Annotated in this window: 28 protein-coding genes and 1 pseudogene; 10 read left to right on the forward strand and 19 right to left on the reverse strand. The window is 63.2% G+C overall.

The features are described 5' to 3' along the window. The first annotated feature begins 372 nt into the window (after positions 1-372). Positions 373-651, forward strand: a complete 279-nt coding sequence (locus ACH2EI_RS21705) for a WhiB family transcriptional regulator (RefSeq protein ID WP_395161567.1) — start codon at positions 373-375, stop codon at positions 649-651. Between the two features lie 27 nt (positions 652-678). Here the strand turns inward: ACH2EI_RS21705 and ACH2EI_RS21710 are convergent, their stop codons facing one another. The 6 genes from ACH2EI_RS21710 to ACH2EI_RS21735 all read right to left on the reverse strand — a co-directional run bounded on the left by ACH2EI_RS21710 (position 679) and on the right by ACH2EI_RS21735 (position 6489). Continuing rightward, positions 679-2184 carry a sensor histidine kinase gene (locus ACH2EI_RS21710; protein ID WP_395155844.1) on the reverse strand — a complete coding sequence of 502 codons (1506 nt, stop codon included), beginning with the start codon at positions 2182-2184 and terminating at the stop codon, positions 679-681. A 69-nt stretch (positions 2185-2253) separates the two neighbouring features. Next, positions 2254-3420 (reverse strand): ArsA family ATPase, encoded by a 1167-nt coding sequence (locus ACH2EI_RS21715; RefSeq protein ID WP_395155842.1) that lies wholly within the window; start codon positions 3418-3420, stop codon positions 2254-2256. Further along, positions 3417-4391, reverse strand: coding sequence for an ArsA family ATPase (locus ACH2EI_RS21720; protein ID WP_395155840.1), 975 nt, complete (start codon positions 4389-4391; stop codon positions 3417-3419). Before ACH2EI_RS21720 ends, ACH2EI_RS21715 begins: the two co-directional genes overlap by 4 nt. 47 nt (positions 4392-4438) lie before the next feature. Further along, complete coding sequence (locus tag ACH2EI_RS21725; protein WP_395155838.1) at positions 4439-4672, reverse strand: DUF3107 domain-containing protein; 234 nt, start codon at positions 4670-4672, stop codon at positions 4439-4441. Between the two features lie 64 nt (positions 4673-4736). Further along, on the reverse strand, positions 4737-5636 hold the full coding sequence (gene metA / locus ACH2EI_RS21730; protein ID WP_395155836.1) for a homoserine O-succinyltransferase: 900 nt from the start codon (positions 5634-5636) through the stop codon (positions 4737-4739). A gap of 103 nt (positions 5637-5739) precedes the next feature. Then, the gene (locus ACH2EI_RS21735; protein WP_395155834.1) at positions 5740-6489 is read right to left on the reverse strand and encodes a helix-turn-helix transcriptional regulator; all 750 of its coding nucleotides are present in this window, start codon (positions 6487-6489) and stop codon (positions 5740-5742) included. Positions 6490-6550: 61 nt separating this feature from the next. Here ACH2EI_RS21735 and ACH2EI_RS21740 point away from each other — a divergent pair, with 61 nt between their 5' ends. Genes ACH2EI_RS21740 through ACH2EI_RS21750 form a run of 3 tightly spaced genes read left to right on the forward strand, consistent with a single transcriptional unit; the run spans position 6551 to position 9784 of the window. Further along, entirely contained in the window at positions 6551-7705 is a 1155-nt protein-coding gene (locus ACH2EI_RS21740) for an Mrp/NBP35 family ATP-binding protein (RefSeq protein WP_395155832.1), read from the forward strand. A gap of 42 nt (positions 7706-7747) precedes the next feature. Beyond that, positions 7748-8086, forward strand: a complete 339-nt coding sequence (locus ACH2EI_RS21745; RefSeq protein ID WP_395155830.1) for a metallopeptidase family protein — start codon at positions 7748-7750, stop codon at positions 8084-8086. A gap of 9 nt (positions 8087-8095) precedes the next feature. Further along, positions 8096-9784, forward strand: a complete 1689-nt coding sequence (locus ACH2EI_RS21750) for a DNA polymerase (RefSeq protein ID WP_395155828.1) — start codon at positions 8096-8098, stop codon at positions 9782-9784. Between the two features lie 143 nt (positions 9785-9927). Here ACH2EI_RS21750 and ACH2EI_RS21755 read toward each other — a convergent pair whose 3' ends face one another. Then, complete coding sequence (locus ACH2EI_RS21755) at positions 9928-10059, reverse strand: hypothetical protein (RefSeq protein ID WP_395161565.1); 132 nt, start codon at positions 10057-10059, stop codon at positions 9928-9930. Here ACH2EI_RS21755 and ACH2EI_RS21760 point away from each other — a divergent pair. Then, positions 10058-10789 carry a DUF4328 domain-containing protein gene (locus tag ACH2EI_RS21760; RefSeq protein WP_395155824.1) on the forward strand — a complete coding sequence of 244 codons (732 nt, stop codon included), beginning with the start codon at positions 10058-10060 and terminating at the stop codon, positions 10787-10789. The genes ACH2EI_RS21755 and ACH2EI_RS21760 overlap by 2 nt on opposite strands. A gap of 14 nt (positions 10790-10803) precedes the next feature. Further along, positions 10804-11298: a SixA phosphatase family protein gene (locus ACH2EI_RS21765; RefSeq protein WP_395155823.1), complete on the forward strand. Its 495-nt coding sequence runs from the start codon at positions 10804-10806 to the stop codon at positions 11296-11298. 33 nt (positions 11299-11331) lie between these two features. Here ACH2EI_RS21765 and ACH2EI_RS21770 read toward each other — a convergent pair whose 3' ends face one another. From ACH2EI_RS21770 to ccmA, 10 genes are all read right to left on the reverse strand, one after another. Continuing rightward, positions 11332-11874: a DUF4190 domain-containing protein gene (locus ACH2EI_RS21770; protein ID WP_395155821.1), complete on the reverse strand. Its 543-nt coding sequence runs from the start codon at positions 11872-11874 to the stop codon at positions 11332-11334. An 84-nt stretch (positions 11875-11958) separates the two neighbouring features. Then, a complete protein-coding gene (locus ACH2EI_RS21775) occupies positions 11959-12786 on the reverse strand; it encodes a hypothetical protein (protein ID WP_395155819.1) in 828 nt (275 codons plus the stop codon). After that, the gene (locus ACH2EI_RS21780) at positions 12783-13280 is read right to left on the reverse strand and encodes a cytochrome c-type biogenesis protein CcmH (RefSeq protein ID WP_395155817.1); all 498 of its coding nucleotides are present in this window, start codon (positions 13278-13280) and stop codon (positions 12783-12785) included. The genes ACH2EI_RS21775 and ACH2EI_RS21780 overlap by 4 nt, the downstream gene beginning before the upstream one ends. Before the next feature lie 67 nt (positions 13281-13347). Continuing rightward, on the reverse strand, positions 13348-13938 hold the full coding sequence (locus tag ACH2EI_RS21785; RefSeq protein WP_395155815.1) for a TlpA family protein disulfide reductase: 591 nt from the start codon (positions 13936-13938) through the stop codon (positions 13348-13350). Continuing rightward, on the reverse strand, positions 13935-15962 hold the full coding sequence (locus ACH2EI_RS21790; RefSeq protein WP_395155813.1) for a heme lyase CcmF/NrfE family subunit: 2028 nt from the start codon (positions 15960-15962) through the stop codon (positions 13935-13937). Before ACH2EI_RS21790 ends, ACH2EI_RS21785 begins: the two co-directional genes overlap by 4 nt. A 37-nt stretch (positions 15963-15999) precedes the next feature. After that, a complete protein-coding gene (locus ACH2EI_RS21795; protein ID WP_395155811.1) occupies positions 16000-16533 on the reverse strand; it encodes a cytochrome c maturation protein CcmE in 534 nt (177 codons plus the stop codon). 67 nt (positions 16534-16600) lie between these two features. After that, positions 16601-16735, reverse strand: coding sequence for a hypothetical protein (locus ACH2EI_RS21800; protein ID WP_395155809.1), 135 nt, complete (start codon positions 16733-16735; stop codon positions 16601-16603). Then, a complete protein-coding gene (ccsA, locus tag ACH2EI_RS21805; protein WP_395155807.1) occupies positions 16735-17535 on the reverse strand; it encodes a cytochrome c biogenesis protein CcsA in 801 nt (266 codons plus the stop codon). Before ccsA ends, ACH2EI_RS21800 begins: the two co-directional genes overlap by 1 nt. A 70-nt stretch (positions 17536-17605) precedes the next feature. Next, complete coding sequence (locus ACH2EI_RS21810) at positions 17606-18385, reverse strand: heme exporter protein CcmB (protein ID WP_395155805.1); 780 nt, start codon at positions 18383-18385, stop codon at positions 17606-17608. After that, positions 18382-19086 carry a heme ABC exporter ATP-binding protein CcmA gene (gene ccmA, locus ACH2EI_RS21815; RefSeq protein ID WP_395155803.1) on the reverse strand — a complete coding sequence of 235 codons (705 nt, stop codon included), beginning with the start codon at positions 19084-19086 and terminating at the stop codon, positions 18382-18384. The genes ACH2EI_RS21810 and ccmA overlap by 4 nt, the downstream gene beginning before the upstream one ends. 202 nt (positions 19087-19288) lie before the next feature. On the opposite strand from ccmA, the gene ACH2EI_RS21820 reads away from it, so the two are divergent. Then, positions 19289-20692: a sortase gene (locus ACH2EI_RS21820; RefSeq protein WP_395155801.1), complete on the forward strand. Its 1404-nt coding sequence runs from the start codon at positions 19289-19291 to the stop codon at positions 20690-20692. A 46-nt stretch (positions 20693-20738) separates the two neighbouring features. Here the strand turns inward: ACH2EI_RS21820 and ACH2EI_RS21825 are convergent, their stop codons facing one another. After that, positions 20739-21479 (reverse strand): enoyl-CoA hydratase-related protein, encoded by a 741-nt coding sequence (locus ACH2EI_RS21825; RefSeq protein ID WP_395155799.1) that lies wholly within the window; start codon positions 21477-21479, stop codon positions 20739-20741. 67 nt (positions 21480-21546) lie between these two features. On the opposite strand from ACH2EI_RS21825, the gene ACH2EI_RS21830 reads away from it, so the two are divergent. The 3 genes from ACH2EI_RS21830 to ACH2EI_RS21840 all read left to right on the forward strand — a co-directional run bounded on the left by ACH2EI_RS21830 (position 21547) and on the right by ACH2EI_RS21840 (position 24012). Next, positions 21547-21846, forward strand: a complete 300-nt coding sequence (locus ACH2EI_RS21830; RefSeq protein WP_395155797.1) for a hypothetical protein — start codon at positions 21547-21549, stop codon at positions 21844-21846. A gap of 46 nt (positions 21847-21892) precedes the next feature. Then, entirely contained in the window at positions 21893-22477 is a 585-nt protein-coding gene (locus tag ACH2EI_RS21835; protein WP_395155795.1) for a TetR/AcrR family transcriptional regulator, read from the forward strand. Positions 22478-22659: 182 nt separating this feature from the next. After that, positions 22660-24012, forward strand: coding sequence for a carotenoid oxygenase family protein (locus ACH2EI_RS21840; RefSeq protein ID WP_395155793.1), 1353 nt, complete (start codon positions 22660-22662; stop codon positions 24010-24012). 10 nt (positions 24013-24022) lie between these two features. Here ACH2EI_RS21840 and ACH2EI_RS21845 read toward each other — a convergent pair. Next, positions 24023-26797, reverse strand: a pseudogene (locus tag ACH2EI_RS21845) (DEAD/DEAH box helicase); the annotation flags it as partial.

The following is a 26797-nucleotide window of genomic DNA, read 5'->3' on the forward strand; positions in this document are numbered from 1 at the left end:
ATCTTGTCGGCAAACTCGAACGCCCGGATCGAGTTCTCTGGAGCGGCAGCCGAAGCGCCTCGATGTCCAATCACCAGCATGTTCGAAGTATTGCGGTCACCTGGCCACACATCCGAATCGGACCCCCACTATCCCCTCAGCGCCCCCTGGTCATCCCCTGGGCATCCCCCACCAACCCCTCAGCACGCGCGCGTCGTCGTCGTCAAGGCCGCGCGCGTCACACACTCTGCCTCTTGCGGAGCCCACTGGTCGCGCCTACGTTAGATCCGTCGACCGGGCGGCCCCACACACATTGCGTTGCAGACCCGCGTGCAGCGCCAGAACGAACTCCTTGGAGACTTACCAGTGACGATTCTTGCGTCCAGCATTGCCTTGGGAGCCGCGGAGACAGATTGGCGAGACGACGCCCTGTGCCGCGAAACCGATCCGGAGCTTTTCTTCCCGGTCGGCACCACCGGAAACGCGCTGGTGCAGATCGACAACGCAAAAGAAGTCTGCGGCGAATGCCCGTCCGCTCAGGGTTGTCTCGATTTTGCGCTCGACACCAACCAGGATTCCGGTATCTGGGGCGGCCTCACAGAAGAAGAGCGGCGCGTCATCCGTCGCAAGCGAGTGGCCGCAGCACGCGCCGCTCGCTCTGCCGTCGGCTGATTTTTCTCGAAGTCAAGCCGAAGCGGCTCAGCCGGCGACTGTCGGCACCGACAGTTCGATCACCGTGCCGTGATTGTGTGTCGAGCCATCACCGAGGCCCGCCGCGTCGAGGTCCTCAGGAACTGCTGGGCGGATCGAGATGCTGCCGTTGAGTTCGGTCGTCACCAATGTCCGAACGATCGACAGGCCAAGCCCAGTCGAAGCATCGAGGTCGAAACCGGGGTCGACACCACGACCGTTGTCTGTGACCTTGATGTGGAGCTGCTGAAGCTGCTGAGTCAACAACACCGTCACTGCACCGCCTCTACTGCCCTCGGGGAAACCATGTTCGACGGCGTTCTGCAACAGTTCGGTCAACACGACCGAGAGCGGTGTTGCGGTGTCGGCAGCAATTCGGCCGCCATCACCGCTGACCGTGAACCTGACCGGGCGGTCAGGTGATTGCAGACCTTCTTCGGCCAGCCGGAGCAACGGTCGCACGATCTCGATGAATGCGATGTCTTCGCCAGGCTCCCGAGAGAGCGACTCGTGGACCAGCGCAATAGTGCGGATGCGGCGAACCGACTCGGACACTGCAGCCTTGGCCTCCGGGTTCGTGAGGCGACGCGCCTGCAAACGCAGCAGCGACGAGATGGTCTGGAGGTTGTTCTTGACCCGGTGATGGATTTCACGGATCGTTGCGTCCTTCGACAACAAAAGGCGATCCCGCTTACGAATTTCGGTGACGTCACGAACAAGCATGAGACCACCATCGACGACCGGTTTCCCATCGACGTGCAGGATCAACGGCACGCACCGACTGAGGAGCGTGACCTCGGTACCCTGTTCGAACTCTTCGACTACCGGCTCCATGCGTTCGAACGCTTGGCGGGCCGGTCCATCGTGGAACCCGAGTTCAGCGAGCCGCATACCGACCGGGTTGGCATGGATCCCAACGCGGTGCAGCGCCGAGTTCGCGTTCGGCGACACGTAGGTGACGGTGCCGTTCGCGTCGAGCATCAGCACGCCGTCGCCGATGCGCGGCGCGGCGCTTGAGTCAGCAACGCGGCCAGCAAACGGGAACGTGCCGGCGTTGATCATGAGGACAAATTTGTCGAAGATTGCGCTGTAGGCCAGCTCAAGTTCACCGAGGCTGCGACCGTCTTGGACCTTCCACTCCTTACTGAGCACGGCAACCACGTGGCCTTCGCGTCGCACAGGAATCGCCATGAGCCGGGTGCTGGCGCGACCGCCCTCGCTTGCTGCGATCTCGCCTTCGTGGCTCTCGCCGGTCGCTGCGGCCTGTTCGAGCAGGCTGGCGCCGCGAGTCGCCCATGTGCCGATGTAGTCAGCGACGTACATGGTCTGGTTCGTGGCAGGCCGGACTTGGTCGACGACGACCCACTTCCCATCGTTCGACCGGACATACAGCAGCAGGTCGGCAAAACAGAGATCCGCGAGAAACGCCCACTCAGCGCCGAGCCGTTGCAAATGATCGATGTCGTCTCCATCGAGTGACGAGTGTTGCCGTGACAGGTCGGCCAATGAAGTCATCAAGGAGAGTCTGCCGCATCCAACAGCTGCAGCCGTTGCAATCGGCCCGACAGTTTGGAGCGAGACGCGTTAGCCGTTGACGGAGTCGACCCGCAGATACTCGGCGAGCTTGCCAAGGCCGGCGATGTCGTGAATGTCTCCGGTGAGCCATGGGACGTCAAGCATCGTGGTCGCAAAGGTTGCGAGCTCGGCTCGACGTTCAGTTTCTCGACTCGCGACGAGTGCGACATCGTCGAATCGCTCGGCGAGTTGAGCGAGCACCGCAGCGACGGTCACCGGCGATGCGTCATCGAGTTGCTCGGCAACCGCATCGGCCAGTTCAGGCCTGGCTTCGAGGAGTGCGTTGGCACTGGCAATTGCATCGTTGCCTGCAAGCCGGGCCGGCAACACACGGTTCACCACCATCGCTCCGAGCGTCATGCCTCGATTGAGTAATGCCTGGGCGAGGAACTTTGCTTCGTGACTTGGAGCAGTTTCGAGCGTGGTGACGACAACGAAGGCCGTCCGGGCATCGGCCAACAACGCTTCAACAGCACGCGCTCGCTTGACGAACCCCTTTTCCATAGCTTGGAACAGCACGAAAAAATCGGCAATGTCCTGGAGGAATCGAGACCCGAGCACGCGATCGGCGACTTGGTAAAACGGCTTTGAGGCGACCGTGAAAAGACGCGAGCGATACGGCACGGTGAGCCAGCGGAGCAGCCGGCTGCCAAAAAATTCGATCATCCGACTCGGCGCATCGAGAATCGACAGCGCATTTCGCGACGGCGGCGTGTCGACGATCACCAGGTCGAAATCGCCGGTCGCATGCAGGTCATGGAGCTGTTCCATTGCGAGGTAGTCGTGACTGTGAACGAAACGACTCGTGATGTTCTGATACAGCGGGTTTGCCAGCACGGCGTCGCGCACTTGGGCATCAGGGGCGTGGCGGCGGATCAGCTCGTCCCAACCGGCCTTGGTGTCGAGCATGGCAACCCACAGTTCGCCACGCACGGCGACCCCGGCCTCTGTGAACATGGCGGGCTCGATCCGGACCGGGGTGTTGCCGACTTCGTCGAGGCCCAGTGCTGTAGCGAGCCGCTTGGCAGGGTCGACCGTGAGGACGAGGATCTTGCCCTTCTGACGCTGGGCTGCAGCAATCCCCATCGCTGCGGCAATCGTGGTCTTGCCGACGCCACCCGAGCCGGCCACGAGGACCATCTCGCGGCTGGCGAGCAGGTTGTCGACTTCGCTCATCGGTCGCTCGGAATCTCGATGTCCAGTTCGTCCGCGAGTCCGTCGGCGATCAACGACACAACGCGCCGGCCACCGTTGCGTGCGAACAATTCCGGCACGGTGATGATCGGAATGTTGAGCGGCGGATCGGCGGCATCGAGTTCGGAGCGCAGCCGACCGAGGTGCTGAGCGCCGGTGCGCCGACGAGCATCTGTGAAACGGGCCGCTTCGAGTACGGCGCCGGCACCTGGACCAACAGCGTTGATGAGCGTGGGGAGTGCTGCATCGAGTTGATCAACCACCGCCTGCTCGCGCCGGTCGAACAGCACCGGAAGCACGCGATTAGCAATCACGACGGCGGGATGCACACCGGTCTCGAGCGTCAGACGGCGGAGCAATTCTGACGACTCGGTCACCGGCATCTCCTCCGGGGTGGTGACCACAGCGACGCCGGTTCGGTCGGCATCGTTCAGGATGTCGAGCATCCATTGGGTCTGCTCACGAACTAAGCCGACCTGCACGAGATCGGCGATCACCTTCGGTGCCCCGATCTGGCTGACGATGTGGCCGGTCGATTCGGCGTCGACGACGATCAAATCGTAATTCTGCTCGCGGACCTCGAAGCACAACTTGCCGACGCTCAGGATCTCCTTGACGCCGGGTGCGGCGTCAGCAACGAAGTCGAAGGTCTTCGCGAGCGGCCCGATGCGCCCGATGAACGGAATCCTCACGAAGAGTCGGAGATACTCCCGGAGTGCATCTTCGGTGCTCATCGACATCGCATGCAGGTTCGACGCAACCTCGACTGGCGTGAAGTCGAGTTCGTCGACGCCAAGAGCCGATGCGAGCGCGCCCTTGGCGTCCATCTCGCAGACGAGCGTCGAGCGTCCAGAACGCGCAGCAACTTCAGCGATCGCTGCAGCCGTGGACGTCTTGCCGACGCCGCCCTTGCCCGTCACCCAGAGCAGGTCGAGATCAAGGAGCGAGGTCATGATGGCCTACACCTGCGGCCAGCGCCTTTGGCCCAGACCACAAGTCCTCAGTCTCCGAAGCCAATCTTGCGGGTGCTCTCGGCAGAGCCGAGCTCGACATAGGCGATTTTCGCTGCTGGCACCCCGACGTCGTTGCCGCGCTTATCGGTGATCCACAGCACGTCGCTGGCCCCAGAGAGGGCCGCCTCAACGCGCGCCTTCAGATCGTTGCGATCTGCGTCGTCGGCGAGTTCGAGGTTGATCTCACGAGGGGCTTGGGTGACTCCGATGCGTACGTCCACATGCGCAGGCTACAGGGGACCACGCTGCGCCTGCTGCGTCGTGTTGGCACTTGGCCTACTTGACCTACCTGAACGGGGTGGATTGATAGACCTGATTGATCCAGTTACTAAACAGCAAGAAGGCATGAGAGCGCCACCGGTTGATCGGGGCCAGGTTGGGGTCATCGTTGGGGAAATAGTTGTGCGGCACTTTGGTCGGCGTGCCCGCCGCGATGTCCCGGAGGTACTCGTGGGCCAGCGTCGTCGAATCGTATTCGATGTGGTTCAACATGTAGAGCCGGCGTCCCTCCATCTCGGAGATGAGGCAGACGCCCGTCTCATCCGATTCCATCAGGAGTTCGAGGCCTGCGACTCGCTCGATGTCGGCCCTACGTACTTCGGTCCAGCGCGAGACCGAGACCGAGAAATCATCGGAGAACCCCATGAGGTACGGCGATGTCGGCTGGAGGTTGCGGTGCCGATAGACGCCGCACGCCTTGTCCTGCAAGATGTGCTTTGGTACGTCGTGGAAGTGCCAGAGCGCGGCCATTGCTCCCCAACAGATGCTGAACGTGGAGTGCACGTTGGTCGTGGTCCAATCCAGGATCTCGGTGAGTTCTGACCAATAGGTGACGTCGTCAAAGGGGAGCGTCTCGATCGGGGCGCCGGTGATAATGAAGCCATCGAAGTTCTGGTTCCGAACTTCATGCCACGTGCGGTAAAAGGAGATCAGGTGGTCCTCGGAGGTGTTCTTGGACGCATGAGTGCCGACCCGTACGAGGGTCAGTTCGACCTGGAGCGGCGTCGAGGCAATGAGGCGCGCGATCTGGGTTTCAGTGGCGATTTTGTCGGGCATCAAGTTGAGCAGACCGATTCGCAGCGGCCGTATGTCCTGGCGCACGGCGGTGGACTCGGTCATCACCATCACACCTTCTTGCTCGAGGAGTGCTCGAGCCGGCAGCGAGTCCGGAATTTTGATCGGCATGCGCCGAGGCTATTGCGATTGTGCTGCTGTCATCCAGGGTGGAGCATGCAGTTTGGTCATGTCGATCATCGACGGGCTCTCCCACCAAGCCGGTGGGGCCGGATCAGACGGAGGTGGTGCAGAAGGTGTCGCCGGCAGCCAACGACGAGTCGGTGGTGATGTCGCGGAAGGCGTCATCGTCGTCGGTTTTGTAGAGCTCGCTGAGCATCCCGCGGACCATGCCGCGGTCGACTGCGCAGATCACCGGGTGTTCGGCGGCGATGTCGCCGAAGGGGCAGTGGTTGTTGATGATCTTCAGTTGATCATTGCGACCTTCTGCGTGCGCTGCAAATCCATGGGCCGACAGTGCATCGGCGACTGCCTGGATAGCTGATCGCAATGAGCGTTGACCGGCCTTGAGCGCATCGCCCGTGAGTCCGGCCGCCATAGCTCTGCCGTATTCGGAGCCAACTTCTTCGGCCATCTGCTCGGCTTCATCGCGGGGCAGCTTGCTCAACGTACGACCGAGCAAAGACAGCACTAAGTCGTCGCTCCGGACGGGGAACGTCGCCTCGTCGAGCGCGCCGCCGACGGCTACGTAGTGCTTCGATGGTCGACCGGCGGTGCCGCTCGGCTTACCGGTGACAACTTCGAGGTACCCGCCGGCTGCAAGCTTGTCGAGGTGATGGCGTGCCACGTTGGAGTGCACACCCACCTGCTTGGCAACGATCGACGCTGTGACACCTTCCGGCGCCTCGCCATCGTTGGCTCGAGAACGTTCGCGGGCGAAAAGATAGACGGAGCGGCGCGTCGGGTCGCCGAAAGCATCGGTGATCGCCGACACAGTGGCGGTGAACGCAGTTCCAGTGGACACGTCGACAATATTACCTATCGCCGTAGTGCAAATCCCGCAGGCCATCGACACACTGGAGGCCATGAGTGGACCCGTTGTCACCGAAGAGCAGATCGTCGAGGCCCTCCGGCCAGTCCAAGATCCGGAGCTTCATCGTTCAATCGTCGACCTCGGCATGCTCCGTGGCGTCTCGATCATGGAGAACGGGGTGGTTGGCATTCTCATTGCTCTCACGGTTCCGGGCTGCCCGCTCAAGGCAGAAATCGAGAAGCGAGTCTCTGATGCTGCAACGCAGCTCGAGGGCGTCGAGTCGATCGACCTCGAGTTCACCGTCATGAGCGACGAGGACCGCGAGAACCTGCGTAAGACGCTGCACGGCGATGCAGGCGCATCTGCCGGTCAGGGCCAGGCCCACGGGCACGCCGAAGGCCGTGTGGTGCCGTTCTCCAAGAACGGTTCGAAGACCCGTCCGCTCCTCATCTCGTCGGGCAAGGGTGGCGTCGGCAAATCGACCGTCACCACCAACCTCGCCGTTGCCCTCGCCGCACAGGGCTACTCGGTCGGCATTATCGACGCCGACATTTACGGGTACTCGATCCCGCGCATGCTCGGCACCGATCGCGACCCGGTCGTCATCGACGAGATGCTGATCCCGCCGGAAATGTACGGCGTCCGTGCGATCTCTATCGGCTACTTCGTCCCGGCAGGCGAGGCCGTCATCTGGCGTGGCCCGATGCTGCACAAGGCACTCGAGCAGTTCCTCACCGACGTGTTCTGGGACGAGCCTGACTTCCTCCTCATCGACATGCCGCCCGGCACCGGCGACATCGCCCTGTCGCTCTCGCAGTACCTGCCGCGTGGCGAGGTCTTCGTTGTCACCACCCCTCAACCCGCCGCACAGAAGGTCGCCGCGATGTCGGCAGCCATGGCCGAAAAGGTCAACCTGCCCGTTCGCGGCGTCATCGAAAACATGTCCTGGTTCACCGGTGACGACGGCAAGAAGTACGAGATCTTCGGGTCCGGCGGCGGCCAAGCACTCGCTGACGACGTTGGGGTTCCGCTCATCGGTCAGCTTCCACTCGTGCCGGCGCTACGCGAAGGTGGCGACGACGGCAAGCCGATCACGGCAGTCGACCCCGAGTCCGAGTCGGCCAAGATCTTCCACGAGATGGCCCGCCAGATCGCTGTCGACATGAAGCCGAAGAAGATCTACTCCCCCGAACTCAAGATCATCTGAGTTCGGAATTCGCCGCTACACGTCTCACGAGAGGTTTTTGTGATGGAGGCGGTGCCGAAGTATAAGTTCGACCGGATGGTCGCCGACGCGCTCGACGACCTGCCTGACGAACTCCAGCACGTTCTCGACAACGTCGTCGTGCAGGTCCTCAACCGACATCCGGACGAGCCCACGTTGCTCGGCTTGTACGAGGGTGTGCCACACACCGAACGCACCGGCCAAGAAGGCCCAGACATCGTGTCGATCTATCGGCTCGCGCTCTGTGACATGTGCGAGGACATGGACGACCTCGAGAACGAAGTGTTCGTCACCGTCATCCACGAAGTCGCGCACGCTGCAGGCATCGATGACGATCGCCTCCACGAACTGGGTTGGGGTTGACCCAAATCGATGGCAGGCGAACTGATCGGTCTCGCGATCACTGACGAAGGTGTCGCGGCGCTCGTCGAACCAGGGACCACCGGACGGGTTGTCGACATTCGTGAGGTTGCCCGCATCGAGGCCGAAGAATCGCCTCGCTGGGTGTGGTGGAACAAGTCGACGGCCCGACAGTTGGTCGAAGCCAACATCCGACCCGGGCGGTGTTGGGATCTCTCAGCAACACATCGGTTGATCTTCGGCGGCTGGAATTCTGGCCCGGAACAGATCTGGGCCCTCCTCCACGAGCTTGACGCCACGACAATCCCGACTCGGGTACCCGTCAACCTCTTCTCGCAGGCCGTCGACAGCGGCGACCCGAACGAACCGGTCGGTCCTGACGGACATCTCCGCCCAGAGTGGGTCGAAGGCGAGTGGAACAACACGGCCGACCGGGCCCTCCGCTGGGCCGATCTGGCCGTCATGGCGCAGCAGCTCCAGGTTCCGCTCATCCATTCCGAGGCAACGGTTTTTTCCGAGTCAGCTTGCGAGCTGCTGTGCGCCGAGATGGAAGTCGATGGACTTCCGTTCGAACTCAGTGTCGGCGAATCGATCGTGGCCGGCTTTGTGGGGCCACGACCGACGACTGCCGGAGAAGCCAACGCCGAGCTCGCACGGCGCGACGCTGAAGTGCTCCAACATCTTCCCGCTGGTTCAACCTTCGACCTGCGCAGCCCCGACCAGGTGAAGTCGCTACTCCGTCGGGTCGGCATCGAGGTACCCGACACTCGAGCCTGGCGGCTTGAGACGCTCCGCGATGCGCACCCGATCGTCGAGCCGCTCATGGCCTGGCGGCGCGCCGAGCGCATTTTGACGACGTTCGGCTTCCAATGGATCGACGACAACATCGCCGCCAATCATCCGTCGGGCCATTCACGGCTGCACGGTTCCTGGTCGGGCTCAGATGGCGCAGCCGGGCGAATGACCGCGACCGTCGGCTTGCACAACATGCCCGCCGAGCTCCGCCCCGCCATTGCGGCCGAACCAGGCCACGTGTTCGTGCGCGCCGACCTCGGCCAGATCGAGCCACGGATACTCGCTGCCGTGGCGAGGGACCCCAAGCTCGCAGCGGCGACTCAGGAAGACGATATGTACGCGCCCGTTGCGGCCCAGCTCCGGGTGGAGCGCGACATCGCCAAGGTCGCCGTGCTCGGCGCGATGTACGGGCAGACCACCGGCAAGGGCGCCGAGGCCCTACGCGGCTTAGAGCGCGAGTACCCGGTTGCCATGGACTACCTCGCAGCCGCAGAACGATCAGCACAGGGCAGCCACGACCTCCGCACCTACGGCGGGCGGCTTGTCCGGATGAGTTCGACGAACACAAATGAAGTCAGCGAACGCGATGCCCGTTCACAGGCTGCCGCTCGGGGTCGCTACGGACGCAATGCGATGGTCCAGGGGGCGGCCGCCGAGTTCTTCAAGACCTGGGCTGTGTTGATGCGGGCCCGTGGCCGAACCCTCGGTGCGCAGATCGTCCTTTGCCTCCACGACGAAGTTCTGATTCACGTGCCCGAGCAGAATGGGCCCGACGCTGCCGCTCTCCTCGATCGTTGCCTGCAAGAAGCAGCACATCGCTGGGCGCCACGTGATCAAGCAGGCCACCAACCCGTCCGCTTCGTCAGCGACACCAGCATCATCAGACGCTGGTCCGAGGCAAAGTAGCGGATGCGCTCGGTGGTTCGCACTCCGACCCCCTCCTCTGCTCCTCCCCTGCTCCCCCTTCCCCGCAGCGATCTGAGGGAGACAGGCGAATAGACCGCGGGTAGCTTGGTTCGGGTGAGCGATATGCCCCCTCCCCCACCTGGTCACCAACCGCCGCCGCCACCGCCGCCGGGTTCACCGCCACCCCCACCGCCACCGACACCGACACCGACACCGACACCGACACCGACACCGACACCACCGCCGCCGCCGCCGCCGCCGCCGCCGGGAAACATGGCTCCGCCTCCGGGCTACGTGGCCTACGGCAGCGCGCCGACCGCAACCTCGACACAGCAGTTCAACCGGATCGGCGGCCTGTCGACAGCGATCACGGTCGTGGTCGGCATTGCCGGCGCAGGCGCCCTTGTCAACGGGTTCATCCAGTCGTCCTTACAGGCCAAAGCAACCGACTTCATCAACGGGACGACAACACGCTCCGAGTTCGAAGACAGCGTTGTATCGTCATCGGCCATCTCCGCCGTTGCCGGGATTGCCATGATTCTCGGCGCCATCCTCGTCATGATCTGGATGTTCAGGATCACGTCGAACTTGCGCAAGTACGGCATGTCCACCACCTGGCATCCACTGTTCGCCGTCTTCGGGTGGATGCTCCCGCCCGGCGTTTTGTTTGTCATCCCGGCGCTCATGCTGCGCGAACAGTGGATCAAGTCCGCACCCCAGGCCCAGGCAGGAGCCGTTTCGGGCGGTTCCAAAGACAATCCCTTGCTGCTGACCTGGTGGCTGTTCTTCGGACTGCTGCCGTTAATCATGCTCGGCGTTTCAGCCAACTCGATCTTCACCGGTTTCGGCGACACGAGCACCGAGGCCGTTGCTGAACGATTCGCTGAAACCGGCTCCGCTGCCACGATGATCGGTGCTGTTGGCAGCCTGATCGCAGCGGTGGTGTTCATCATGTTCTCCCGACAGTTGACCGCCCGTCACCGTTCGCTGACCGGCGAGAACTGAGCAGGAGTTTCGCGATGGGCAGCTCAGCCGTGATCTATCTCGTCCGGCACTCGAAGGCCGGCGAACGACGAGTCTGGACGGGTGAAGACGTCGACCGGCCATTAAGTAAGACCGGCTGGAAACAATCTCAGGCAGTGGCGCGGCGCCTGTCAAAGAAGAAAATCACGGCGCTCTACTCGAGCCCGTACGTGCGCTGCATGCAGACCCTCGAGCCGCTCGGTGCCCTCGCCGGCCTTCCCGTTCAGTCCGAGCAGCGGCTCTTCGAAGACGAGCCGTTCGAGCCGGTCCTTGATCTGATCAACGAGGTCGAGAACGGTGCAGTGCTCTGCAGCCACGGCGACATCATTCCCGCCGTCATCAACGCACTCGTGCGCCGCGGCATGGAGGTCGACACTCCTCCCGACTGGGGCAAGGCAAGTGTGTGGGTCTTGCGCCGCAAGGGCGATCGGATCACCCGCGGGAAGGTCTGGCCGCCACCCGCTCTGGCAGCCAAATCGGCGAAGAAATAGTCGATAAAGAAGTCGTTGACGGGAGCGCTCCGGTCAGCGGACTGCGTCGAAGCCAACCGAGTTGAAGTCGAAATTCGTTTCACCGGTGGTGAAGATCAACACGATGATCGCCAGGCCCACGAGCCCACAGATGAGGCCGGCGATGGCCAGGCCCTTGCCCGTGTAGGTCGGGTCTGCGTTGCACTGCTTGATCGCGATTGCGCCGAAGATGATCGCGAGAATCCACGGGATGAACAAGAAGCAGAGGATGATCCCGACAATCCCGAGGACGAGCGAGGCGACAGCTAGACCATTGGTTCGCCGGCCATCGCCGGGCGGCGGCGTTCCGAACGGGACATACCCGGGAGGCGGCGGAGTTCCAGCAGGATTCGCGGGCGCAGCCGCGTAGCCCGGCGGCTGGTTCATCGGCGGCTGAGCGCCGGGTGGGGCTGGCGGCATCGCGCCTCCGGGTGGCGGTGGCGGTACTCCCCCTGTCGGCGGTGCCGGGGGTGTGTTCGGTGCAAAGCCCGGGGGCGGCGGTGTCCCACCCGGTGGGGGCGGGGGCGTGTCGCCCGGAGGCGGCGGAGTGTTGGCCATTGCCTCACCGTAGTGACCGAGCCCGAGCAAGGAGGGGATTACGCCACCTGCCGTACCGCGCCGTTTCTGTTTCCGTGTTGTCTCTCAGCTGGCGGCGGCGCGGATCTCGGCGGCGAATCCGGCGACTAGTTGTTCCATGTCAGACGTCGGGTTCTTCTCCTCGCACGCATCGACGAAGGGGAGCGCCGCGTCGGCATCGTCGAAGAAGTTGAACTCGATGATCGCGAGGAAACAGTTCGGGTCGGCGTAATCGTCATCGAGCTGAATCGCCTGCCGCAACGCAACACGAGCAGCATCGAGTCGCTGGCCAGACGATTCGGCGTCGGGGTCCTGCACAGACTGGAGCGCAAGAGTCCATCCGAAATACGTGATCGCCTCAACGTTGTCAACCTCGCGCTCACGTTCCATCTGGACAACTCGCGCAAAGAGCGAATTCGCGAGCCCAAAATCGCCTTCGTTCACGGCGTCGCGGGCCGAGGCGAGGACAACGCGTGCGTCGTTGCCCGGGTCGAAGCCGGTGATTTCCTGGCCAGCGCCTCGTTCACCGAACGCATTCGCGAGTGCGAATCCAATCCCGATTGCCAATGCAAGCACTGCAGCACTGGTCATGACGAGACGTCCCCAACGGCGCGGCTTCTTGGAGGCAAGCCGCGACTTGCCCGAACCGATCTCACGCAACACAGCCGCAGCGCGAACGGTATAGCCGTCACGCAGAGTCGTGTAATCGGCGTCATCGACATCGCCGACGTCGTGTTCCCGCTCCAGGTCATCGAGGGAGCGCAGAAGAAAGCGCCGCTCTTCTTCCAACTCGGCAATTCGTTCGAGGTGAGCCCCGCTCCGCGACGGCGACACTGGCTGCTCAGGCTCGAGGACGTCGTCGGCCTCTTGCTGTTCTGCCTCAAGATCGGTCATCGCGGTCTGTCGTCGCGGTCGCGCAGCGCTGCCGCGACGATGTCGCGGTCGGCGTCGGTGGGGTCAATGTTCGCCTCGGCCTGCAATTTCCATCGCCGGAAAGCGACCGCCAGGCCTGCGACACCGAGCACGAAGGCAACAGCCGGCAAGACCCAGATCAGTGCGTCGAATCCGGTCGCCTTCGGAACGAGCAGCACGTCGGCGCCGTAGGTGTTCTCGAGCCCCGCAATGATCTGGTCGTCCGTGGCCTCGGTTCCTCGGACGAGGTCCGTGATCTCGTTGCGAATCGCCCGGGAGGCCCGGTTGCGCGACTCGAAGACGCTCTCGCCGTTACAGACCGGGCAAGCGACTCGACGAGCAACTGCGTCGATTCGTTCTTCCTGCGTTTGCGGCCCAGCACTACGCGTCGAACCGACGGCAAGCACCGACGCAACGACGATCAGCAGCACGACCCAACTCGGCCACGACTTGATCCGGCGATTCCGGTCACTCATTCGAGCCTCGCCCACTGTCGATGTTCCCGTCCAAGATTTTTGGGGTCAAAATGGGACCACGCTGACATCATCTGGCGCCGACCTCGCGCAGCTGCTGCAGCGTGATGTTCAGGCGTTCGGCTGACACGCGGCTAATGATCCGGGCCTGAACGATGCCACTCGGATCGATGAACCACGTCTCGGGAACGAGGGCAACGCCGAAGGCAACATCGATCAAATGGTGATCGAGCACGACTGGCCAATCGCCACCGTTGTCGGCGAAGAACTTTTCGACGTCCTCGCGGCTGTCGTCGACAACGATCGAGTAGAACTCGGCGCCATCGATTCCCAACGCTGCCTGTTGCTCGTTGAAGTCGACGAGGGCGGGGTGCTCTTGGATGCAGGGAACACAGTCGGCCCGAAAGAAATTGAGGAGGACCCAACTTCCCTTGCGCTGCGACAGATCGAAGTTGCCGCCGTCGATCAAGGTGCCGGTGGCCTCCGGTGCGGGCCGACCAAGCAGCGGCGACTGGGCGTCTTGCCCACCGTCGGAGCCAGCACCGATGAGAACGACGAAGAGGCCGATCATCGAGATTGCTATAGCCATTGCAATCCAGGGAGCAACCCGGTTTCGACGCTGCTCTCCGACATCGATCAGATCGTCGCTGACCTCTGTCATGCGCTGGCCCCGGCGGGCTCTGGTTCCGGTTCGCCGTCATGACCCTGCGGATCGGCCTTGCCGGTCGCGATCGGCGCCGACACGGGGTCTGTCGCGCGGCGTTGTTTCTTGCCCGGGAACGCCGCGAGCAGCGTGCCGATGGCCATGACCAGGCCGCCGATCCAGAGCCACAGGATCATCGGCCGGACAAAGGCTTGGAGCGAGACCGACGTATCGCCGGGCTTCGAACCCTGCTCAAGGGTCAGGTACACGTCGTTGGTGAGGCCTGTCCGCACCCCAGGCGTTGGCACGTCGATGCCCATGTTGAGGTATGTCGTAATCGCCGGGACGATGGTTTTACCCCCGTCGAGAACGACCCGCGCTTCGAGTGCGCTCTGGCCGGCCTGGCTGGTGTTCTCCGTCAGCGAGGTGAGTTCGAAGGTGTGGCCGGACCACTCCTGCACGACGTTCTGCTCGAGTTGGAGCCGCGTGGCGTGTGTGAAACTGTTCGACGAAGCGAGCGCCACGGCGATCATGATGACACCGAGGTGGACAACCATGCCGCCGTTTGCGCGCCCCACGAAGCCGCGCCAACCCTGCCGCCGGCTGGCGAGTGCGATCTGGCGGACTGCTGCGCCGCTGGCGAAGCCACCAAAGGCAAAGGCGACAAGCGGCGCCCATCCGGTCGCGCCGACAGCCACCGAGAAAACGAGCGCGCCAGCACCAGCCCAGGCGGGCCAGAACAATCGGTCACGCAACAATTCGGTCGACGCCTTGCGCCACGGCAGCACCGGGGCGATGGCCATCAGGAACAACAACATGAGGCCAATCGGCATGCTTAACCGGTCGAAGTACGGCGCGCCCACGATGGTGCGACGGTCATAGAGGACCTCGACGAGCAGCGGAAACAGCGTGCCAAGCAGCACGACGAACGCAAAGACCGTGAACAACACGTTGTTCGCAAGGAACGCGCCCTCGCGGGAGAACGGCGAATCGATCGACCCGGGTGAGCGGAGTCGGTCACCTCGCCAGGCAATGAGACCCAGTGAGACGACGACGATCAAGCCGAAGAAGGCGAGGAACCAGGTGCCGACCGGACCGTCGCCGAATGCGTGCACCGACTCAATCACGCCCGATCGGGTGAGGAACGTGCCGAGAATCGTCAGGGAGAACGTTGCGACCAACAAGCTGAGGTTCCAGACACGCAACATGCCACGGCGTTCCTGCACCAGCACCGAATGGATGTACGCAGTGCCGGTCAACCAAGGCAGCAGCGAAGCATTCTCGACGGGATCCCACGCCCACACACCTCCCCAGCCGAGGACTTCGTAGCTCCACCATCCGCCAAGCAGAATGCCGATCGTGAGGAAGGCCCACGAGAACAGCGCCCAACGACGAGTTTCGAGAAGCCAGCCTTCGCCGAGCCGACCAGTGACCAGTGCTGCGATCGCGAAGGCGAACGGCACGGTGAAACCGACGAATCCGAGGTACAGGATCGGCGGGTGGAACAACACCAGGATGTGGTTTTGCAACAGCGGGTTGGGCCCGCGTGCCTGCGACGGGTCGAACCCTGCAACACCGTTCGCAAACGGATCAGCTGGGCCGAAGCTGACCAGGGCAAAGAAGGCCGTGACGACAAACATCACGATCAGTGCCCAGCCGACGAGGACGTCGTCGGTCCGTTTGCGGAATCGCCACGCAACGGCAGCGGTGAAGCCCGCGAGTACGAGGGCCCAGAGCAGAATCGAGCCTTCGAGCGCCGACCACATCGCAGCCACGTTGTAGAGCGTCGGCGTGTCAGGGGAGCCGACCTGTTGGATGTAGGCCATCGAGAAGTCGCGAGTGATGAGTGCGCGCTGCATCATCACGACCGACAAGACAATGCCAGCAAGTGCGAGCCATGCATAGCGTGGACTCTGGCGGAGCAGCTTCGTGTCGCCCTTGCGAATGCCGTACAGCACCGCGAGCGCACCAAACACCGATGCACCGAGCATCAGCATCAGCCCGGCACGACCGACAGCTGAGTTGAGAGACGCCGCAATCATGACGTCCGGTCACACTGTGCCTGGCACAGTGTGACCGCTACGCGGTGGGGCATCCGAGATCCTCGGCGTCAGCGACGCGCTCGTCGTTCACGGAAACGTACTCGTCGGAGTGCTTCACCTCGACACGGTCGCCCACCAGAGCGCCGTCTTCGATCACGCCGTGGACAACGACAGGGATGCACTCTTTGAAGATGCCGCCCGGATCGCCCTCGTAGCGCACCGGCAGATGCGCACCGTTGAACGAGATACTGAATGCCGTGATGCCGTTCTTGAGCTCGATCGAATCCTGGTCGACAGTGCCCTGCAGACGGATTCGACGGTCACCGTCGCACCCTTCACGCACGCCCACTTCGTCGACGTTGCAGTAGTAATCGACGGCTGAGGTGAGGAACTGCGTGACAATGACGCCACCCGCAACAAAGACCAGCGCAAGCACGACCAGTGGCACGACGTTGCGTTTGCGCTTGACGCCAAGGGCGGTGCCATCGACGTTCGTCCGTGGCGACAGATCCATATCGGAGCCCTCGATTGGGCTCATTGGGTTTGGTTCGGACTTCTCGTGGTCAGCCATGTCAGGCGAGCATCTCATTTCGGGGAGTGGAACCCACCGCGAGCTGCGGTGAATTCATGAAAGTTTGCTAGAGCCAGTACTTGTCTTCGTCGGGAATCTGATCGGCGAGCTTGCGCCCTGACCGGATCGTCCGCCAGGCAAACAGTCCGACGGTGACGAAGGTCAGGAGGTAGCTCCCGAGGATGAATCCTGCGTCTTCCATCAGCGGGCTCCGTTCTGTTGGGCGGCGGCTTCGGCCCGACGGGCAACGAGTGCATCGTCGAGGCCGCGATCTTCAAGCATGTCTTCCATCGCCATTGCCCGAGTGCGGTGCAGCATCAGCCAGACATAGAGAAAGGTGAAGGCGATGACACCGACAAACAGGCTGAACAGCATGATCCCGTCCATCTTCGTGTCGCCGTCAAGGTTGGCAACCGTGGCCTCCTGGTGGAGGCTGCGCCACATCTTGACGCTGAAGTGAACGAGCGGGATCTCGATGACAGCAATCATTCCCAGCACAGCACTGCGCTTGGCGCGCTGCTGGTGGCTGCCTCCAAGCCGCCGCACTGCGAGGTAGCCGATGTAGGTGACGAACAACAGCGCCGTGGTGGTGAGCCGTGCATCCCACTGCCAGAAGACACCCCACGTGAGGCGACCCCACATCGAGCCAACAGCAAGCGTCACTGCAACGAACGCCACTCCGATTTCGGCACTGGCACCAGCGACGCGGTCCCAACCGAGCGACCGCTTCTTGGTGAACAAGTACAAACCCGACGAGACAGCCGTGACGACGAAAGCAAGGTAGGCCAGCCAGATCGTCGGAACATGCACGTAGAGGATGCGCACTGATTCCTTCTGGTCACGATCGGCCGGCGAGAAGCCAAGACCGAAAGCAACAAGCCACCCCATTGCCGTGAGGCAACCAATGCCGATGGCACGCGTTACTCGAGTGCCGGTCGAACGGCGCGGCGACGGCGCTTCGCTCGGTTGTAGCTCGGTTCTCGCTGGATCAATCGTGGTCATCTCTTGCCCGTCGTTCGTTCGCTGGGTGATGGCTGTCTGGCGATTGCTCGCCGCTCGAGTTGTCGATCGACTACTCGTCGATCAGTGGGCCGAACGCCAGCGCTCCGCCGATACCGCTTGCGACAGCAAACACTGCCAGCAGGCCGACCCATTGCCAACCTTCTGACACCACTGCGCCTGCGGTACCGACCGCTGATTCGACTGCTTTGGTTGCTCCGATCAGGACCGGCGCCACCGCAGGAAGCGTGAGCAGCGGAAGGAGTGTTTCGCTGCCCTTGAACCCTGCGGCAAGACCTCCGTAGAGGGTACCCACCGCAGCGAGCCCACACGTCGCGGAGAGCAGGGTCGTGACGAGGAGCACAACGGCAACGACGGGGCTCTGCGCCCCGGTCGATGTTCCACCGAGCAAGACGTCGACGCCTCCGACCGTGATTGGAGTATCGAACAGCGCCAGCACTGCGCCACTTGATTGAATCGACTCTCCGTACAACACGACAGCGGCGAACAGCAGCAGTATTTCGACGACGAGGAGTTGGACCGCCAGCGCCATTGCTTTGCCGAGGAAGATCGCTCGGGCATCGACGCCGGCCACACGCATCGCGTCGAGCGCTCCGTCATCGGTCTCGATAGAGAACGAACGTTGCACCAAGATCAGCAAGCTGAACGTCGTTGCCAACCAGATCAGACCGGGCGCGACCGTGTCGAGCACGTTCTGCTTGTCCAATGCGAACGCGAAGCTGACCATGGTGATCCCGGCGAACGGCAGCACCTGGTTGGTGACGATCTTGCTGCGTCGCTCAACCCGAAGGTCTTTGGCAGCGATCAAGCGGGCGACCCGCCAGGTACTCATTTCTCACCTTCGAGTGCGGTGATCTGACCGGCGACCACTTCGACCGAGCGGGTCGCCAAGTTGCCTGCCCGCTCAAGCTCGTGGCTCGCCACGAGGATCGTGGCGCCCGACGCTGCGGCCTGGGCAAGCGTGGCGTCGAGTTCGTCACGGCCAGCTGCGTCGAGGCCTGCGTGGGGTTCGTCGAGTAGCCAGACCTGTGCCCGTCGAGCGACGAGACAGGCCAGCGATGTCCGGCGCTTCTGGCCTGCTGACAGCTTGCGACACGGTATGTCGGCAAGCCGTTCTGCCACGCCCATTCTCACCATCGCCGCATGGATCTCGTCGGTCGACGCCCCCACGGTCCGCCCCCAGAAGTTGACGTTCTCGCGGACGCTCAAGTCGAGGTACAGGCCGTTCTGGTGGCCGAGCAGGCCAACATGCGGGCGAACCAGTTCGCGCTGCGTCGACAAGTCGAATCCGAGGATGGTGGCGGTGCCGCGTTCGACCGGAAGCAACCCGGCGCACAGGCGGAGCAATGTCGTCTTGCCAGCGCCGTTCGGGCCGCGCAGGAGCACAATCTCACCACGTTCGACCGTCAGGGACGCGCCGGCGAGTGCAGGGAACTGACCCAGGACTGCGACGACGTCGTCGAGTGCGATGACTGGCCCTTCGACCGTTGCCGAAGAAGGAGAAGGAGAAGGAGAAGGTGCCGGCGACATCATTGGCTCGACACCACGCTAATGGGGGCTGCTGACCTGTCGCCTTTTGACCCGAAAAAAGTAGCGCTGCAAATGCGCGAGTTCGCGGCAGTTCGCGGCAGTTCGGCGCCGGGTTCACGGCCAGATGGAAAGGCGGCGAAACGTTCTGGGAATCGAGCTGGCAAGCGACGAAAGTTCTCATGACACAGCAAGTAGGTTCACAGCGGTGTCAGATTTTGATCCGAACGTGTCAGACAGCGGCAATATGGTCTTGGATCAGATGAGCGCGTTCGGGACCGCCAATCCTTCCGGCGGCTTCACGCCCTCTCCCCCACCGGTCAACGCCCCGAAGCTGCCCCGTCGCGGCCGCCTTCAAAAATGGGACCGGCCGACGCTTCCGAAGGATTGGCGCTGGTGGGTCGGCAATCTCGGCAAGACCCTCATTGCCACCGGCCTCCTCATTTTCGGCTTCGTCACCTATCAACTGTGGGGCACCGGCATCGAGACCGCTCGCGCCCAGAACCGACTCGAGAGCGAATTCGACGCACTCCTCGCCAATTCGGCTCCTGTCACGGCCCCTGACTTCGCTGCTGATGGTGGCAGCGAAACAGCACCGGCCACAACGACCGTTGACGCCGCTGGCCAACCCGTCAAGGCTCTTGAGCCGGTGGGCACACCAACCGCTCCGCCGGTACCCGTCGAGCAACAGAACATCGACACAAGCATCGAGAACGGCAGTGCGCTCGCTCGACTCGAGATCCCCAAGATCGGCCGTAACGACATCGTCGTCGCCGGCGTCGCCACAAGCGACTTGAAGCGCGGCCCCGGTCACTTCCCCGACACGCCGCTGCCCGGCCAACTCGGCAATTCAGCAATCGCTGGTCACCGGACGACGTATGGCGCACCGTTCTTCAACGTCGACGACCTGCAACTGGGCGACGAGATCATCGCCACCACCCTCAACGGACGTTTCACCTACCGGGTCACCGGGCAGCGCATCGTGGCGTCGAATATGCACTGGGTCGTTGCCACCACCGATCCGACCAAGGCCACGCTGACGCTCATATCGTGCGAACCGAAATACACCGCCCAAAAGCGGATCGTGATCTTCAGCGAACTCGTCGACTCGGAGTCGGCGCCTGTCGGCGAACCCATCATCAATTACGGCCGACCGACAGAACCAGGCTCTGTCGAGGTTGTACCCGAGCCTCCGCGCCCAGACGAGCCCATCGGCGAATCAAGCACGAATACTCCATCAGACAGAGAGCAGCTCGACCAGCCCATCGCAGTCGATCAACCAGTCGTCGACCCGAACGGCAGCATTACGGGCGAGCTCGGCGAAGCTCCGGTTGACGCCACGCTTGAGTCCGATGCCGAAATGCTCGGGACCGACGCTGCCAACGAGGGCATCGCCGATGCGTTCAGCGAGGGATGGTTCAGCGATCCGTCCGCCAACGGCCAGGTGGGCATCTGGGGCGTTGCACTCTCGGCCATCGCAGCTGGCGCCTACCTGATCAGTCGCAAGCTCCGCCGCGACTGGGCCGGCGCGTTGATTGGCATGCTGCCATTCATCGTCACCCTCTACTTCTTCTTCCAGAACGTCAACCGACTCCTGCCACCGAACCTCTGATCCGATTCACTCTCGTTCAGAGAGCAACCCGTCAGTTCGGCAAAGGTCAGGTGGCTGTAAAATTGGCGGAACGCTTCGCGAGGAAGGCCGCGCGGCCCTCTTCGGCATCTGCGCTGGCCCACGCCGTTTGACGGGCCGATTCGAACGCTGCCACCTCGTCGTACTCGGCGCCCAGAGTCTCCAACCCGAGCTTGTGGGCAACAACCGTCAGTGGTGCGAACTGTGCGAGTCGTTGCGCCCATTCCTTGGCGTCGGACAGGTCGCCGAGGCGATGGATGCCCCCAAGGGTGTGCAGTCGTTCGGCGGAGTAATTCTCGGTGCCGACCAACATCGCTCGCGCCACCGACGGGGTGAACTCCTGGGCCAGCCGACGGATCGTCCAGTGGTCGATGGAGATCCCGAGCCGCGCCGCCGGGATGCCGAGCTGGCTGGAAGGTGTGGCGATGCGGAGATCGGCCGCAATCACCAACTGCGTGCCAGCGCCGAGCGCCGGGCCGTCGATCGCTGCGATCACCGGAACGGAGAGCGCACCGAATCCTCGAAGCACGGCTTGCAGGTCCGCGGTGAACTGGCCCTCTTCGACACCGTTCAGGTCGGCCCCCGCGCTAAAGGCTGGCGCTGCTCCAGTCAGGATCACTGCTCGCGTTTCGCTGGGAGCGCGCGCCGCGATCTCTGTCTGTACGGCAAGGAGTTCAAGCAATGTTGAATGATCGATGGCATTGCGTCGTTCGGGCCGGTCGAGCGTGACGATGGTGACTCGGCCGTCACGCTCCATGTGCACGGTCATCGCTGCGCCCGATTCGGAGGCGTCGGAATGAATTGGTGGCGGCCGACTCGTAGCATGATGGGACTGTATGTCGAATACCGAACCTGAATCCCAAGCGGCTACGCCGTTCGCCCCGTCAACTGATCCCGTCCGTGTCAAGCGTGCCAAGATCGCAAAGTGGACTTTGCTCGCCAACCGCGTCGGCTATTTGTTCGTCGCTCTGGCGATGGCACTGTTCTTCATGGCGTTCGCCTTCGGGTTCACCTCGGTGATGGCAACGCTGGTGATCATCTCGCTGGTGATTGGCTGCGTTCTGCTCGCACCGTCGATCATCCTCGGCTACGCCGTCAAGGCTGCTGACCGCGACGACCGCGAACGCGGCCTCTGAACTCGTTCACAGAGCCCTCGTTGCCGGTTACCATGTGGTAACTCCCATGTCCCAACGCCTTTCCGCCCCTGCCCGTCGCGAGCAGATCCTCGATGTTGCTCTCGAGGTCTTTGCCAACGCCGGGTTCCACGGTGCGTCGATGAACGACGTCGCCGATGCCGCTGGCGTGACGAAGCCGGTGCTATATCAGCACTTCGATTCCAAGCGTGATCTATATCAGGCGTTGATCGCTGAAGTCGGCAACCGTCTGCGGAACAACATTGCCAAGGCCACTGCCGAAGCAACCGATGGCAAAAGCACGACCGAGCTCGGCTTCCGGGCCTACTTCCGCTGGGTTGCCGAAGACCACGACGGCTTCCGCCTGCTCTTTGGTTCGGGCTCTCGACGCGACGACGAGTTCAATGAAGCGGTTCGCCAAATCACCGCTGACTCGGCACAGGCCATTGCCCCGCTGATCGCCGTTGACATCGACGAGTCGCACCGCAAAACGTTAGCTCACGCACTTGTCGGCCTCGCCGAAGGTGCCAGTCGCCGACTGGTCGAATTGGGTGACGAGTTCGACCCCGACGAGATCGCCGCCGAAGTCAGTGCCCTCGCCTGGGCCGGCCTCCGCGCCGTCTCGCCCAAGTAGCCCGCGCCCACCCCGTTTGGCCGCACACCCCGTTTGCGTCGACGTTTGCGTCGACGTTTCCGTTGGACTGTCCACGGAAACGTCGACGCAAACGGGATTTCTGAGGTCGCGTGGGTTGACAGGCGCGCACTCATCGTGTTGAGTTGACAGGCGTACACCTATCCTGAAAGAAGGAACGTGTCATGACCGACCTGCAGAACCGCCCGAACATCGAGAACAAGTACCTCGCCGGCAACTACGCCCCAGTCGAATCAGAAGTCACGGCGCATGACCTGCCGGTCGTCGGCGAGATCCCGGAGGAACTCGAAGGTCGCTGGCTCCGCAACGGTCCGAACCCGGAGTCCGTCGACGACGCCATCAAGCATCACTGGTTTCTCGGTCAAGGCATGGTGCACGGCGTTCGGCTCCGCGGCGGCAAGGCCGAGTGGTACAAGAACCGCTGGGTGCTCGACAGCGCTGAGCGTGCTGCCGGACTCTTTGGCGCCAACACCAACGTCGGCGGTTTTGCCGGCACCACGTGGGCGATGGTCGAGGGCGGCAACCCGCCGGTCGAGCTGAGCTACGACCTTGAGTCGCGCAGCATCAATCCGTTCCACGGCACCCTCGACGGTCCCTTCACTGCCCACCCAAAGTACGACGCTGCGACGGGTGAACTGCACTCGATGAACTACCACTGGCCCGACCTCATCGACCACGTCAACTACACGGTGGTCGACAGTGACGGGCGCGTCACGAAGAACCTCGCCATCCCGGTGACCGACATGCCAATGATGCACGACATGTCGCTGACCGAGAAATACGCAATCGTCTACGACCTCCCGGTCACGGTCAACATGGACGTCCTCGTCGAGGGCTACCCCTTCCCGTTCAAGTGGAACGCCGACCGCGCTGCGCGGGTCGGGCTCCTCCCCCGCAACGGCACAGCGACCGACATCGTGTGGTGCGACGTCGACCCCTGTTACGTGTTCCACCCCCTGAACGCGTACGACGCTGCTGACGGAACCGTCGTCGTCGACCTCTGCCGCTACGACAACCTCATGGTCAACGACCGACAGGGCCCGTTCGCTGAGACTCCCCCGACCCTCGACCGCTGGGTCATCGACCCGAAAACTCGTCGAGTGACCGAGACCCGCATCAGCGATCGCCCGCAGGAATTTCCTCGCCACAACCCCCGCTTTGGCCTCAAGCAACATCGCTTCGGCTACACGTCCGAGGTCCTGCCAGCTGACGAGGCCAACCTGCACGGTGCCACACTCAAAACCGACTTCGAAACCGGGACGGTTGAGGCATACGAGTACGGACCGGGCCGTGGCGGTGCCGAGCCGGTATTCGTGCCGAAGGCCGACGGCACCGCTGAAGACGCCGGATGGCTCCTCACCGTCGCCTACGACGCCACCACCGACACGAGCGATCTGTGCGTGCTTGACGCCGAGGACCTCGGACGCGGCGAAGTCGCCCGAATCACGCTCCCCCAGCGTGTACCGTTCGGCTTCCACGGCAACTGGGTTCCAGATACCTCGGTGTCGCCGGGGTGATCCGCCGGCGTCAGCCTCGGAAGGTCATGCCCCGGTAGCCGTCGGTAAAACCGCTGGCACGCAGTAGTTCGATGAAGCCCTCGGGGGTGCTGGCATCCATGAGGGTGTCACCGTTGACCTTGCGAATTTCAAGCACTTTCAACCGGCCATCTGTAACGAGCATTTTCAACGCGCCGATCCAGCTGGTGTCGATCAACGCATTCGGGAACGTCACAAGGTGGTGGCCGCGCTTGTCGAACCAGACCAGGGGCTCACCGGCGCGCAAGACGGTCAACGACGACACGTTCCGTGCAGGCCGGCCTGCCGTGGCGGGCCAGTCGAGTGCCCCACCGAACGGCTGAGCCGGATCGGTGGTGGCCAACACGATCGGGTCGGGGATGTTCTCGGGATGCAGTAGCGGGTCGGGTGTTTCGCGTGCAGCACGCAGCCGATCGACGGCGCCGGGCACTGCGAACTGAGCCGCTCCCAGACCGTCGACGAAGTAGCCGCGGCGGATCTGGCCGCGCTCTTCCAGCACCTTGAGTACCCCGTACACGCTTGTGAAACCACCGGCGATGCCCTCTGCCAAGACGGCCTCGCGGGTGACCACGCCGTACCGCTCAACCATTTGCAGCGCCTGTGCATGCGACGCTTCCGTCGGGTGAACTGCCGGGAGGAGGAGCGGTGCGACCAGGCTCCACCGCCCCTGCCCAGCAGGTGGCCCAATGCGGTTCAGTCGACCTGGTCGCGGTCGACCGCCACGACGCGTCGTTGAGTTCGCCGAATTCTTCGAGCCGGCCTTGACCTTGGCCCCGCCCAGCACAGCGCGCAGCGGCGCAAGCGAATCATTCGTGACCTCACCCGCCCAGACGAGGTCCCACAGCGCAGCAAGGATCTCAGGGTCGAGCGACCCAGGCGCCGCAGCACGCAGCTGGCCCCAAAAACTGGCGCCCCGTTCGGCGAGCAACGTGCGGATCGCGTCGTGGATCACGCCTTCGGGCCGGTCACGTTCTTCCCAGCCTGGCGACAACAGCGCTAGCTGATCAGCGAAACAGAGGCGGATACGACCGTCTTTCGCGCCGACAGCACCGGCACCGATCCACACCAACTCGCCTGCCGTGCACAGTTCGTCGAGCATCGATGGGCGGAAACCGCGGACACGGGCTGGCAACACGTCGGCCTCGATCGTTGAGGCAACCAACGCAGCGCCGGTCAGCATGCCGAGCGATTCGACGAGGCTGTCCATGCCACCCCTGTCAGCAGGGATGTTGTGCCATGCCGGAAGGAACCGGGCGAACGCCGCCTGTTCGACTGGCTCGACCTCTTTACGCAGCGAAGCCAGCGACCGGCGGCGCAGCTGGCGCAGGACATCGACCTCACAGAACTCGCGCGAGACACCCTCTGGCCGGAACTCACCGAGGACCACCCGATCTTCGCCCTCGAGCGCCGCGAGCGCTCCGGCGATTCGCTCTGGCGGCGCACCGAATCGACGGGCCACGTCGGCGTTGACGAACGGTCCGTGTGTGCGCGCGAACCGGCCGACGAGTTCTTCGAGCGGCCGCGCTACCGGCTCGGTGAACGCCATCGGCAAACCGAGCGGGATCGCACAGCCGAGTGCATCCCGATACCGGGCTGCATCTTCACCAGCCACGTAGCGAACTTCACCGGCCACCGAGATCTCGATGGCGCGCTTCTCACGGAGCAGCTGCTGCAGCCACTGCACCGCCCGTTCGTTTGGTTGACCGGCTGGAGCGTGCTCGAACGGCGCAGGCCCGACGCCTGCTTCGCCATCGGCGGCTTGCTCTTCGCGTGCGGCGGCCGCTTCGTCAGCTGTAGACCGGCAACGCAGATCGATTTCAGCGGCCGACAGGTCGCCCACCTTGCGCAGCACGTCATGGAGTTCGTCAGCGCTCCGCGCCCGCCGGCCAGGAGTCAGGCACTGCAACTGCAGCTCGACGTCGGCGAGCACCTCGGGATCAAGGAGATCGCGCAGCTCTTCGGCACCGAGCAAGTCGCGCAGTAAATCGCGGTCGAGTGCAAGTGCCGCGGCCCGGCGTTCGGCGAGCGGGGCATCGCCTTCATACATATAGGCGGCGATCCAGTTGAACAGCAGGCTCGACGCCATCGGGCTGGCTTTGGCAGTGTCGACGCTGACCACTCGCACCTTGCGACTTCGCAAGTCACTGAGCACTTCTCGCAGCGCCGGGACGTCAAACACGTCTTGGAGGCACTCGCGCGAGGCCTCTAACAGGATCGGGAACGTCGGATACTTCGACGCGACGGCCAGCAGGTCAGCCGCCTTCTGTCGCTGTTGCCAGAGCGGAGTGCGCTTGTCAGGGCGGCGGCGTGGCAGCAGCAGGGCACGGCCGGCGCACTCACGGAACCGCGCCGCGAAGAGTGCCGTTTGTGGGAGCATCTCGACCACAAGTTCGTGGATGTCTTCCGGGTCGATCAGGATGGCTTCAAGCGGCAATTCGTCAGCCGACTCAGGCAGCCGCAGCACCATGCCGTCGTCACCCCACATCGTTTCAACCGGAATATCGTACTGCTCCATCAGTCGCCGCTCGATCGCCATCGCCCACGGCGCGTGGACCGGCGTGCCGAACGGGCTCAGGATGCAGATCCGCCAGTCACCGATTTCGTCACGGAATCGTTCAACGATGATGGTGCGATCGTCCGGGACCGCACCCGTCGACTCGACTTGCTCGCCGATATACGAGACCAGGTTGTTGGCAGCGAACGCGTCGAGCCGGTAGTGCTCCATCAGCCGGGCCTGGGCTGACTTGTCGTCGAGTTCGTGGATTTC

Source organism: Ilumatobacter sp., from assembly GCF_041688325.1.
Lineage (GTDB): Bacteria > Actinomycetota > Acidimicrobiia > Acidimicrobiales > Ilumatobacteraceae > Ilumatobacter_A.